The sequence below is a fragment of the Kitasatospora sp. NPDC048296 genome, assembly GCF_043201815.1.
Taxonomy (GTDB): Bacteria; Actinomycetota; Actinomycetes; order Streptomycetales; family Streptomycetaceae; genus Kitasatospora.
Window position 1 is genome coordinate 32,767 of record NZ_JBICZB010000013.1, and the last position, 11,822, is coordinate 44,588.

Here is an 11,822-nt window from a genome sequence, read left to right on the forward strand (position 1 = left end):
GGGGGCGCACCGCGACGGCGGCGACGTACCGGGAGCCTGACAGCCGGAGAACCGACGCCCGTACCGTCGGGGCCCGTACCGCCGAGGGCCGTACCGCCGAGGGCCGCTACGCCACCGCCTCCGCCGCCGCCCGGCCCGCCGTGCGCCCCGAGAACAGGCAGCCGCCGAGGAAGGTCCCCTCCAGGGAGCGGTAGCCGTGCACGCCCCCGCCGCCGAAGCCGGCCGCCTCGCCCGCCGCGTAGACGCCGGGCAGCGCCTCGCCGTCCGGGCGCAGCACCCGCGAGGACAGGTCGGTCTCCAGTCCGCCGAGCGACTTGCGGGTCAGGATGTTGAGCCGGACGGCGATCAGCGGGGCGGCGGCCGGGTCGAGGATGCGGTGCGGGGCGGCGGTGCGCACGAGCTTGTCGCCGAGGTAGCGACGGGCGCCCTGGATGGCGGTGATCTGGAGGTCCTTGGCGAAGGGGTTGGCCACCTGCCGGTCGCGGTCCTCGACGGTGCGGCGCAGTTCGTCCGGGTCGATCAGCGGTTCGCGGGTCCTGGCGTTCATGCCCCGGGCGAGGTCGGCGAGGTTGCCGGCGACCACGAAGTCGGGCCCGTGCCGCAGGTGCCCCTGGACCGGGCCGGGGGCGCCGGGCAGCGCCCGTCCGAGCACCCCGCGCACGGATTTTCCGGTGAGGTCGGGGTTCTGTTCGGAGCCGGAGAGGGTGAACTCCTTCTCGATGATGCGCTGGTTGAGCACGAACCAGGTGTGCTCGTGGCCGCTCGCCATGATGTGTTCGAGTGTGCCGAGGGTGTCGAAGCCGGGGAAGAGCGGGACGGGCAGTCGCCGGCCGCGGGCGTCCAGCCAGAGCGAGGAGGGGCCGGGCAGGATGCGGATGCCGTGCCGGGCCCAGATCGGGTCCCAGTTCTCGATGCCCTCGGTGTAGTGCCACATCCGGTCGCCGTTGATCAGGTTGCCGCCCGCCCGTCCGGTGACCTCCAGCATCAGGCCGTCGACGTGCGCGGGCACCCCGGAGAGCAGCTTGGCGGGCGGGGTGCCGAGCCGGGCGGGCCAGGCCTTGCGGACCAGGTCGTGGTTGCCGCCGATGCCGCCGGAGGTGACGACCACGGCCTGGGCGCGCAGTTCGAAGCTCCCGGCGACCTCGCGCGAGCTGGCCTCGCCGCGGCCCGCCGGACTGGGGACCAGCACCTCGCCGGTGACGGTGTCGGTGGTGCCCGCGGTGGCGGTCAGCCCGGTGACCCGGTGCCGGAAGCGCAGGTCGACCAGCCCGCGGGCCGCGGCGGAGCGGACCCGCCGGACGAAGGGGGCGAGCAGCCCGGGCCCGGTGCCCCAGGTGATGTGGAAGCGCGGCACCGAGTTGCCAGGCCCGTCGGCGAGGAAGCCGCCGCGCTCGGCCCAGCCGACCACCGGGAAGAACCGCACGCCCATGCCGTGCAGCCAGGAGCGCTTCTCGCCGGCCGCGAAGTCGACGTAGGCCTCGGCCCAGCGGCGCGGCCAGGCGTCCTCGGGCCGGTCGAAGCCGGCCGTGCCGAGCCAGTCCTGACGGGCGAGCGCGTGCGAGTCGCGGATGCGCATCCGGCGCTGCTCGGGCGAGTCGACCAGGAAGAGGCCGCCGAAGGACCAGTGCGCCTGGCCGCCGAGCGAGGCGGCGGGTTCCTGGTCCAGCAGGATCACCTTCCGTCCGGCGTCGGCGAGTTCGGCGGTGGCGGCGAGGCCGGCGAGTCCCGCTCCGATGACGATGACGTCGGCGTCCAGGGCCATTGCGCAGTCCTCCGTCGCGGCTGTCGGTGTGCGCCCGATAGTGCGGCCTGGGGTGACGCCCGGTCAACCGGTCGGTAACAAGCGTCGACGCGAATTCCGCTCCACCGCGTTTCGGAAATGACGGCGATACGCGGTGGAGCGAAATTCGAAATGTCACCCAGTGCCATCTGACGCAAATTCGGAATTTCCGCCGAAACGATGGACGTGCGCGAAACCTGGCAGTAACTTACCTGCGAGTAGCTGTGGCCCGGCTCGGCACGACCCCCACCCGTCGTTTCTCTCCCCCAGGAGGAACCGTGCTCCGCCCTGCCCGGCCCCGCCCACTGCCACTGGCCCGGCGACTCCGCAATTCCACCGCGCTCGCCGCGGTCGCCCTCGGCGCCGCCCTCGCGCTCACCTCCACCACCGCCCAGGCCGCCACCGCGGCGCCGAAGCACTACGTGGCCCTCGGCGACTCCTACGCCGCCGGCGCCGGGGTGCCCGGCCAGTCGGCCGGACTGTGCCTGCGCTCCGACCACAACTACGGCCACCTGGTCGCCGCCGCGCTCAAGGCCGGCGCGTACACCGACGTCACCTGCGCGGCCGCCAAGGTCAAGGCGATGACGCAGCCGCAGTACGACGCCTTCATCCGGGTCAACGACCCGCAGCTGGACTCGGTGACCGGCGACACCGACCTGGTCACCCTCGGCATCGGCGGCAACGACCTCGCCTCCAGCGACCTCGGTCTCGGCGAACTGGTCGCCACCTGCATCGCCGGCGCGGTCGTCAACCCGCTCGGCACGCCCTGCAAGGACGTCTACCACCACGGCTACTGGGACTGGAACACCTGGTCCTGGCAGTACGGCAACGACGACCTGGCCGAGCGGATCACCACCACGATCGCCCCGCAGATCGCCACCACCCTGCAGCAGATCCACGCCAAGGCCCCCAAGGCCAAGGTGCTGCTGGTCGGTTACCCGTCCGTGCTGCCCGCCGACGGCTCCAAGTGCGTCCTGCGCCAGCCGGTGACGCCGGGCGACGTCGAGTACATGCACAGCGTGCTCGACAAGCTGAACGCCGCCCTCAGGTCCACGGCGGCGGCGGGCGGCGCGACGTACGTGGACACCGCGACGCCGACCCTCGGGCACGACGTCTGCTCGGACGACCGCTGGATCGAGGGCGCGCTGCCCGGCTCGCCCGCCGTGCCGTTCCACCCGAACGCGACCGGCGAGCAGGTGATGGCGGACGCGATGCTCGCCGCCCTGCGGTAGCGGTCCGTCCCGCACGCCCCGAAAAAGCCCCGAGGGGCCGGTGACCAGACCCCGGTCACCGGCCCCTCGGCTTCGTTCAGGGCGCTTTGCCGCCGGTCACTCCGACTCGGCCGCGGCCAGCCCCGCCGACCACTTCTCCTCGACCTTGCCGAACTTCCAGAACGCGATCGCGCCGATCCAGGTCAGCACGAACAGGCCGACGATCGCGTAGCCGACGAAGTTGAGGTCCAGCGCGCCGATCCAGGCGATCGGGCCGCTGGTGATGCCCAGCTTCTCGCCGATCAGGCCGATCAGCTCGATCAGGCCGATGACCAGCGCGACCAGCACCGACAGACCGGTGACGGTCAGGTTGTAGTAGATCTTGCGGACCGGCTTGGAGAACGCCCACTCGTAGGCGAAGTTCATGAACGAGCCGTCGATGGTGTCCAGCAGGCTCATCCCGGCCGCGAACAGGATCGGCAGGGTCAGCAGGGCGTACCAGGGCAGCGAGAACGCCGCCGCGCCGCCCGCCAGCACCAGCAGCGACACCTCGGTGGCGGTGTCGAAGCCCAGGCCGAACAGCAGGCCCACCGGGTACATGTGCCAGGACTTGGTGACCGCCCGGGTGACCTTGCCGAGGATCCGGTTCATCAGCCCGCGCCGCTCCAACTGGCGCTCCAGCTCGGCCTCGTCGTACTCGCCCTCGCGCATCCGGCGGAACACCTTGAGGATGCCGTTGAACGCGCCCAGGTTGATCAGGCCGAGCAGCAACAGGAAGGAGCCGGAGACGGCGGTGCCGATCAGACCGGTCATCCGGTGCAGGCTCGAGTCGTCCGCCTCCACCTGGTCGGCGAGCGAACGGATGCCGAAGGCGAGCAGCGCGCAGAGGCCGAAGACGATCGAGGAGTGCCCCAGCGAGAACCAGAAGCCGACCGACAGCGGCCGCTTGCCCTGGCCCATCAGCTTGCGGGTGGTGTTGTCGATCGCCGCGATGTGGTCCGCGTCGAAGGCGTGCCGCATGCCGAGGGTGTAGGCGGTCAGACCCATGCCCGCGCCGAAGACCTGGCCGCCGACGTCGTAGTGCTCCGGCGCGACCAGCGCCAGCAGGGTGAACCAGCCGACCACGTGCAGCGCCAGGATGAAGCCGCCCATCCCGGCCAGGCGCATCCACTCCTCGCGGGTGAGCCGGTCGCGCCAGCGGGGGCCGGTCATCGTCTTGTCCTTTCGGCAGGGCGGTCAGAGCTGGGCCATCTTTCCCCCCTCGGGCGAGTAGTTGCAAGTCATACGCAAGTACGGGTCGGTTTCGGGACCTGCTCCGTTCACGCCAACCCCCCGCCCGGCTCCCCCGCCCGGCCGAGCGAGGTGTAGCCATTTCGCCCCAGTTCGTCAGGAAATCCACCGCTTCCTCCCCTAGGGTCGGAATGCCGACAGCCCGCGGCGCGACCCCGTACGCGCCGCGGGCCGCTCGGCGCTCACCGGCCCGGTACCCGATGGGAGCGGCCATGCCGTCGTACCCCTTCCACACCACCCGCGAGGACGTCCGCATCCCGCTGCCCGACGGCACCCAGCTGGCGGCCCGGCTGTGGCGCCCGGTCAGCGACGAGCCCGTCCCGGCCCTGCTGGAGTACTCGGCCGACCGCCTCTCCGACCGCACCGCCGCCGAGGACGCCCGCCGCCACCCCTGGTACGCCGGCCACGGCTACGCCACCGTCCGGGTCGACACCCGGGGCCACGGCAACTCCGGCGGCCTGCCCGCCGAACCCGACGGCGAGCAGGAACTCACCGACGGCACCGCCGTCGTCGACTGGCTCGCCCGCCGCCCCTGGTGCAACGGCCGGGTCGGCCTGCTCGGCGTCGGCGCGGCCGCCACCACCGCGCTGCGGCTCGCCGCCCGCGCCCCGAACACCGTCGGCGCGGTGGTCGCCGGCTGCCCCGAGGGCGGCCACCGGCTCGGCGGCGCCGTCCTCGCCACCGACCTGCACACCCGGCTCACCGCCCTGATCGCCGACGCCGCCCTCCCGCCGGATCCCCGGCACACCGGCGACGCCTGGCGCTCCGGCTGGCTGGCCCGGCTGGAGTCGCTGGAACCCCCGGTCGACGCCTGGCTCGCCGCCGGGGACACCACCGTGCCGGTCTCCGTCCCGGTGTTCGCGGTCGCCGGCTGGGGCGACCCGTCCTGCTCCTTCGTGCTGCGCCTGCTGGCAGAGTCCCCCACCGCGCACGCCCTGCTCGGCCCCTGGCCGCACGGCCTGCCCGAGGCCGCCCTGCCCGAGACCCTGCGCTGGTGGAACCACTGGCTGCGCGGCGTCGACACCGGCGCCCTCAAGGAACCGGCCCTGCGCAGCTGGATCAGCACCCGCTGGACCGGCGCGGACAGCTGGCCCTCCCCCGACGTCCGGGAGATCCACTACGACCTGGACGGCCAGCTGCGCACCGCGGGCACCGCCTCCGACGACCGCTACGTCCACGTCCGCTCCCCGCAGCACACCGGCCTCAACGCCGGCGCCTACGTCCCGCACGGCCGCCCCGCCGACCAGCCTCCGGACCAGCGCGAGGAGGACGGCCGCTCGGTCTGCTTCGACTCCCTGCCGCTGCCCGAGCCGATCGAGCTGCTCGGCGCCCCGACGGCGCGGCTGCGGCTGCGGCCGCGCGAGGACGGCGGGTCCGTCCAGGTCGTGGCCCGGCTCTGCACGGTCGGCCCGGACGGCACCTCGCAGCTGCTCACCCGGGGCGTGCTGACCGCCACCGGGCCGGACGCCGAGGTCGAGCTCGCCGCCTGCGCGGCCACTGTCGCGGCCGGGCACCGGCTGCGACTCGCCCTCTCCTCGGTCTACTGGCCGTGGGTGTGGCCGTCCGCCGACGACACCGGGTACGCCCTCGACCCGTCCCGCTCCACCCTCGGCCTGCCCGTGCGCCACCTCGCGGCGGACACCGGCGCCACGCCCGTCACCTTCGAGGCGCCCTCGCTGCCCGACCCGCTGGACATCCACCTCACCGAGCCGCTCACCGCCCGGCCCGAGCACGTCACCATCCACGACATCGGCCGCCACGAGTGGCGCATCGAGCTCTCCCCCGCCGGCGACGGCACCCGCACCCACCCCGACGGGCTGGTCCGCGACGAGCACACCGTCACCGCGTACCGCGTGCTCACCGGCGCCCCGCTCAGTGCCCAGGCCCGTACGGACCGCACGGTGCGGCTGGAACGGCCGGACATCGGCTGGGACGTCACCGTCCAGACCCGCACCCAACTGCGGTGCGACGCCGGGCACTTCGTCAGCGTCGTGCAGCTGCGGGCGCTGGAGGCGGGGTCGGTGGTGTTCACCCGGGAGTGGCAGCACCGGGTGCCGCGGTAGGGCCGGGAGTGCCGCAAAGTAATCCTTATACAATTGCTTCGATACTCTCCTTCGGCTTATAACTGGCTCATGAAGACCCTTGGACTGATCGGCGGCATGAGCTGGGAATCCACCGCCGAGTACTACCGCCTGCTGAACGAGCTCACCCGGGACCGGCTGGGCGGACTGCACTCCGCCCGACTGGTGCTCCACTCCGTCGACTTCGCCGAGATCGAGCAGCTGCAGGCGGCGGGGCGATGGGAGGAGGCCGGCTCGGTCCTGGCCGGCGCGGCACGCTCGCTGGAGGCCGCCGGCGCGGACCTGCTGCTGATCTGTACCAACACCATGCACAAGGTCGCCGACCAGGTCGCGGCCGCGGTCTCCGTGCCGCTGCTACACCTGGCCGACGCCACCGCGGCGGCCGTCCGGGCGGCGGGCCTTCGACGGGTGGGCCTGCTGGGGACGGCGTTCACCATGGAACAGGACTTCTACCGGGGGCGGTTGGCGTCCGGCGGACTGGACGTCCTGGTGCCGGAGGCGGGTTCGCGCGCCCTGGTCCACCGGGTGATCTACCAGGAGCTGTGCGTCGGCGAGGTCCGGGAGGAGTCCCGGGCGGCCTACCGGCGGGTGATCGAGGAGCTGGTCGCGGCCGGGGCGGAGGGGATCATCCTCGGCTGCACCGAAATCGAACTGCTGGTCCGGCCGGAGGACAGCCCGGTCCCGGTGTTCCCCACCACCCGTCTGCATGCGGAGGCCGCTGTGGCCACCGCCCTTGACGGACAGTGAGGAAAAAAGCGCTTGCGCCGGACGTCATTCGAGCTGCATGGTCTTCCCGACCGCGACACCGCCCGAGGAGGTGAGACCCCGTGAACGCTGTATCGATGTGGGTGCTCCCCCTCCCTCTCACGGTCGAGCGACAGACGTAGCTGTCGCCGGGAGCCCCTGAACCAATCCGGGCATCCCGAAAGGCAACACGCTATGTACTCTCTCCAGTTCACCACCGAGTCGTCCTCCCACGGCATGCGCGAGCGCGACTTCACCCTGGGCGACGTCCCCGGGGTCCTCTGGTCGCCCGCCACCGGCGCCGACCGCGCGCCCCTGGTCCTGATGTGCCACGGCGGCGGCAACCACAAGAAGCACCCCGCGATGGCCGGCCGCGCCCGCCTCCTGGTCACCCGGTGCGGCTTCCACGTCGCCGTCATCGACACCCCCGGCCACGGCGACCGGCCGGTCACCGCGCACGACGAGGCCGAAGTCGCCGAGATGTTCCGGGTCCGGGCGGCCGGCGGACCGGAGGGCCCGATCGTCGTCCGCTACAACGCCCACCTCGCCGAACTCGCCGTCCCGGAATGGCGGGCCACCCTGGACGCCCTCCAGGAACTCCCCGAGATCGGCACCGACGGGCCGGTCGGCTTCTTCGGCATCAACATGGGCACCGCCATCGGCGTCCCGTTCACGGCGACCGAACCCCGGATCACCGCCGCGGTCTTCGGCCAGCACTGGCCCGACGTCCTGGTCGACCACGCGAAGCGGATCACCATCCCGATCGAGTACGACATGCAGTGGGACGACGAGCACATCACCCGCGAGGAAAGCCTCGCGCTGTTCGACGCCTTCGCCTCCACCGAGAAGACGCTGCACGCCAACTCGGGCAAGCACAAGGAACTCCCCCGCTTCGAGGCCGACAGCGCCGTCCGCTTCTTCGCCCGCCACCTCGTCCGGATCTGACCGGTCACGACCGTCCACCGCATGGACTCCGAGGCCGCCCCTCTAGCCGCCCTTCTGGTCCGGCACCTCGACGATCAACAAGGTCCCCCGGCTGCCCGCCCGCACCGCGTGCCGCGCACCCGCCGGCACCTGACACAGCCCGCCGGCGCCGACCGTCAACTCCTCACCCTCCACGTCCAGTTCGAGGAGGCCATCGGCGACGAACAGCGCCTCGGCCGTCCCGTGCACCTCCGGCTCCAGCTCCCGCCCGTCCATCCGCAGCACCTTCACCGCCGCCGTCCCGACCAGCCCCAGCACCTGGGAGCGCCAGGCATCGGGCAGTCGGGCCGCGCGCTCGTTCACGTTGAACACGTCCATGGCCCGGGACGCTATCCGGGCCGAGCCGAAAGTTGGTTGACCGGAGGGTAAAACCTGCCAGGATCGGCCCAGTGAACGCTCGCGCGCTGTACGAGGCGCTCCTCGACACCGACGGCCCCTACGAGGACGTCATCGCCCCCTGGCTCGGTCAGGCCGCCACCGACGGCTACGTCGAACGCCTCCGGACCGCCGCCACCCACCGCGACCAGTGGTGGACCGACAAGGAGGAGGGCTGGAACCTCCTCCGGGAACTCTACGCCCTCAGCCGGGTCAGCGACTACCTCCTCCTCGACCCGCAACTCCCGCCCTACCTCAGCCTGTTCACCGCCCTCGGCATGACGCCCTTCAAGCAGGCCCGCTTCGATCCCTTCCTGCACGAGATCACCGAGGTCGAACAGGCCGAGGACCCGGACGCCCCCATCGAGATCCTCGACGTCCGCTGGCCCGGACTGATGCTCGGCGAACTGCTGTTCAGTCGCGCCGGAGTACGGGTCCGGGCCGGCGCCGCGCACGCGGAACGCGGGGTGGCCGACCGCTGGCCGATCTACTGGACCCACCGCCGCGCCCACCGCCCCACCCGCGACCTCTCCCAGAGCTGGGGCAGCAACTCCCAATGGCGCACCGACTTCCGCCTCGACTACCGCACGCCCGACGGCGACCTGCTCAACGTAGCCGAGGACGCCCCGATCGACGGCCGCCCCGACCGCGACCCGAACGACTACGGGAACCTCGGCCCCGAGGAACGCCTGCTCACCCCCGCCGAGCGCCGCGAACTCCTGTGCCACCGCACCTTCCTGCGCACCCCCGCGGCCGCCACCGGACCGGACTGGGCGGCCGACCTCTTCCCGTACGAGTGGCGGCTGCCCACCGACCTCGAACAGTGCAGGTGAGGGCTGGATCACTGTGCACGATCACGGCAGTTGATAGGTAAAGACGCATGGAAGAACTTGTACGCCTCAGGGACGTCGAGGAAGCCGCAGCCGGAGACGGGCACCTCCTGTGGGCAGCTCAGGGGCAGCGCGACGGCCGGCTGGGCCCCGGGGTGCGGGCCTGGCGTCATGGGACGGCCCTTGCGGTGGCGAGCCCTGACCTCTCCGGGCGCGACCGGCTGGCGGTCATGGGCGGTACCGATGACGCCACGCATGTGGTGCGGCACGTGCTGGACGACGTCGGACCGTCCTACCGCCCCGTCGGCCAGGCGTCCTTGATCGAGGCGCTGATCGGCGCGATCCGCGGCCTGTCACCGATCCCCGAGTTCTACTGGATGGAGACCTCGGCCGTGCCCGACTCGCCGGCCGTCGGAGTGGAGTGGCTGGACGAGGTGCGGGTGAAGGAGGCGACCTCGCTGTTCGACCGCTTCTTTCCCGACTCGTTCGCACAACCGGAGGACGGCGGTGCGCACCGTTGGGCCGGAATCGTCGACTCCCTCGGGAGCCGCGAACGACCGGAGCCCCTGGCCGTAGCAGCCGATGTCTGGTCGGCGGCCGACTGCGGCTTCCTGGCCGGCGTGTGCGTGCACCCCTCCGCCCGCGGGCGTGGGCTGGCGCAGGCCGTCTGCGGCTTCGTCATCGAGGCGTTGGTACGTCGGCACGGGCGTGCCGCCCTCATGGTGCACGCGGACAACCAGGCGGCCATCGCCGTGTACGAGCGCTTGGGTATGACCAAGCGGCTCCTCCGCGCGGCCCAGGTCGTCTCCCCGTAGGAGTCGCGGGCCGTGCTCCGTCAGGACTTCGCGGCGTGGTCGGCCAGCACCTCGCCGACCACGTACCGGGCGGTGCGCACCATCCGGGGGTTGGTCTCCCGGTAGTAGTCGAGTTCCCTCAGCGCGACGGACAGCGCCCAGCCCGTCCCCCGCGCCCAGGCCGCGTCGTCGGCGCCGACGGCCGCCCGGAAGGCGTCGCGGGCGGCGGGCGGGAGGACGTACCAGGCCGGGAGCAGGTCCACGGCCGGGTCGCCGAGGCCCGCGCAGCCGAAGTCGATGACGGCGCTGAGCCGGCCCGGGCCGTCGACCAGGAGGTTTCCGGGCTGGAGGTCGGCGTGGATCCAGACCGGTGGGCCGGGGTGCGACGGGGCACGAAGTGCCGCCTCCCAGGCGGAGGTTGCCGCCTCGACGGGGATGACGTCGGCCAGCGCCGCGAGCGCCCGCCGGATCGCGCCGTCCCGGTCCGACAGGGACTCGCTGCGGTAGGAGGCCGGACCGCCGGTCGGGTCCGCCCGGTGCAGGGCGGTGGTGAAGGACGCCAGGTCCCGGGCGAGCAGCCCGGGTTGCGGGGAGTGCCCGGCCTCGGGGTTGGATCCGTCCAGCCAGCGGAGCACCGACCACGGCCACGGACAGCCCTCGACCGGCTCACCCAGGCCCACCGGTGCCGGTACCGCGACCGGCAGTCCGGGCGCCAGGCGGGGCAGCCAGGCGTGTTCCTTGCCGATGTCCTCGGCCGCCCCCGGGATGCGCGGGATCCGTACCACCAGGTCCGCGCCCAGCCGGTACATCGCGTTGCCGGTCCCGGCGGAGTCAACCAACTCCACGGGCAGGTCGGCCCATTGCGGGAACTGCGCGGCCACCATGCGCCGCACCAGCGCCTCGTCGATGTCCAGCTCGTCAGCGTGCATCTTGGGAGAGGACGGCATGGCGTCCGACCCTGCCAGCACCCATCAGGCCTGGCAAACGAATTACCAGGGCACGACCTGCCCCAGGTGGTCGACGAAGTGCAGGCCGGCCTTCCCCCGGTGCCGCTCGATCGTCCCCGCCACCCCGGGGACGCTCTCCTCCACGCTGAGCTCGGCCTCGAAGCCGCCGAGTTCGGTGCGCACCCAGCCCGGGCCCATCAGCAGCAACGTGCGCGGGTCGTCCGCGTGGCGGGCCGCGTAGCAGCGCATCAGCTGGTTCAGCGCGGACTTGCCGGCCCGGTAGAGGTCCTGACCGCCGTCGGTGTTCAGGGCGATGCTCCCCTGGTCCGAGGACATGACCCCGATGGTTCCGGTCGGCGCGACCAGCGGGCCGAGCACCTCCACGACGCGCATCGGGCTGAGCGCGTTGGTCACCATGACCTCGGTGAACATGTCCGTCGGGACCTCGCCGATCGGCAGGTCGCCGCGGGTGATGGCGGCGTTGACGAAGAGTAGGTCGAGGCTGCGGCTGGCGAGTCGGTCGCGCAGGGCCGCGATCTGCCCCGGGTCGGTCATCTCCAGCGACTCGACGGTCAGCCGTCCGTCGGAGGTGTCCGCCAGGTCGTGCAGGCCGGTGCGCCGGTTGCCGCGGACCGTGCCGATGACGTCCCAGTCGCGGCGGAGGAATTCGGCGGCGAGCCCGAGGCCCAGGGTCCGGGAGGCACCGATGATCAGTGCGGTGTGGCGGTTGTCGGTCATGGTTCGAGTCTCCGAGCGGCCCGGCCCGGGCGTCCAATACCCTTCCGA

General features: G+C 72.5%; 11 protein-coding genes. 6 read left to right on the plus strand and 5 right to left on the minus strand.

The genetic code is table 11. The annotated features are described in order from the left end of the window. Positions 1 to 106: 106 nt before the first annotated feature. Complete coding sequence (locus ACGF12_RS10770; RefSeq protein ID WP_393027948.1) at positions 107 to 1,762, minus strand: FAD-binding dehydrogenase; 1,656 nt, start codon at positions 1,760 to 1,762, stop codon at positions 107 to 109. Between the two features lie 296 nt (positions 1,763 to 2,058). On the opposite strand from ACGF12_RS10770, the gene ACGF12_RS10775 reads away from it, so the two are divergent. Continuing rightward, a complete protein-coding gene (locus tag ACGF12_RS10775; RefSeq protein ID WP_393027949.1) occupies positions 2,059 to 3,012 on the plus strand; it encodes an SGNH/GDSL hydrolase family protein in 954 nt (317 codons plus the stop codon). Between the two features lie 96 nt (positions 3,013 to 3,108). On the opposite strand, the gene ACGF12_RS10780 is transcribed toward ACGF12_RS10775, so the two are convergent. Beyond that, complete coding sequence (locus ACGF12_RS10780; protein ID WP_393027950.1) at positions 3,109 to 4,203, minus strand: HoxN/HupN/NixA family nickel/cobalt transporter; 1,095 nt, start codon at positions 4,201 to 4,203, stop codon at positions 3,109 to 3,111. A 290-nt stretch (positions 4,204 to 4,493) separates the two neighbouring features. Between ACGF12_RS10780 and ACGF12_RS10785 the strand changes: the two genes are divergently transcribed. The 3 genes from ACGF12_RS10785 to ACGF12_RS10795 all read left to right on the plus strand — a co-directional run bounded on the left by ACGF12_RS10785 (position 4,494) and on the right by ACGF12_RS10795 (position 8,051). Continuing rightward, complete coding sequence (locus ACGF12_RS10785; protein WP_393027951.1) at positions 4,494 to 6,344, plus strand: CocE/NonD family hydrolase; 1,851 nt, start codon at positions 4,494 to 4,496, stop codon at positions 6,342 to 6,344. 69 nt (positions 6,345 to 6,413) lie between these two features. Then, on the plus strand, positions 6,414 to 7,109 hold the full coding sequence (locus ACGF12_RS10790; protein WP_393027952.1) for an aspartate/glutamate racemase family protein: 696 nt from the start codon (positions 6,414 to 6,416) through the stop codon (positions 7,107 to 7,109). A gap of 192 nt (positions 7,110 to 7,301) precedes the next feature. Beyond that, positions 7,302 to 8,051, plus strand: a complete 750-nt coding sequence (locus tag ACGF12_RS10795) for an alpha/beta hydrolase (RefSeq protein ID WP_393027953.1) — start codon at positions 7,302 to 7,304, stop codon at positions 8,049 to 8,051. A gap of 42 nt (positions 8,052 to 8,093) precedes the next feature. Here ACGF12_RS10795 and ACGF12_RS10800 read toward each other — a convergent pair whose 3' ends face one another. Then, positions 8,094 to 8,408 (minus strand): cupin domain-containing protein, encoded by a 315-nt coding sequence (locus ACGF12_RS10800; RefSeq protein WP_393027954.1) that lies wholly within the window; start codon positions 8,406 to 8,408, stop codon positions 8,094 to 8,096. A gap of 71 nt (positions 8,409 to 8,479) precedes the next feature. Here ACGF12_RS10800 and ACGF12_RS10805 point away from each other — a divergent pair, with 71 nt between their 5' ends. Next, on the plus strand, positions 8,480 to 9,298 hold the full coding sequence (locus ACGF12_RS10805) for a hypothetical protein (protein ID WP_393027955.1): 819 nt from the start codon (positions 8,480 to 8,482) through the stop codon (positions 9,296 to 9,298). Between the two features lie 185 nt (positions 9,299 to 9,483). Further along, positions 9,484 to 10,110 carry a GNAT family N-acetyltransferase gene (locus tag ACGF12_RS10810; protein ID WP_393027956.1) on the plus strand — a complete coding sequence of 209 codons (627 nt, stop codon included), beginning with the start codon at positions 9,484 to 9,486 and terminating at the stop codon, positions 10,108 to 10,110. Between the two features lie 20 nt (positions 10,111 to 10,130). Here ACGF12_RS10810 and ACGF12_RS10815 read toward each other — a convergent pair whose 3' ends face one another. Then, the gene (locus tag ACGF12_RS10815) at positions 10,131 to 11,018 is read right to left on the minus strand and encodes an aminoglycoside phosphotransferase family protein (protein ID WP_393027957.1); all 888 of its coding nucleotides are present in this window, start codon (positions 11,016 to 11,018) and stop codon (positions 10,131 to 10,133) included. Between the two features lie 60 nt (positions 11,019 to 11,078). After that, positions 11,079 to 11,774 (minus strand): SDR family oxidoreductase, encoded by a 696-nt coding sequence (locus ACGF12_RS10820; protein WP_393027958.1) that lies wholly within the window; start codon positions 11,772 to 11,774, stop codon positions 11,079 to 11,081. Positions 11,775 to 11,822 lie beyond the last annotated feature (48 nt).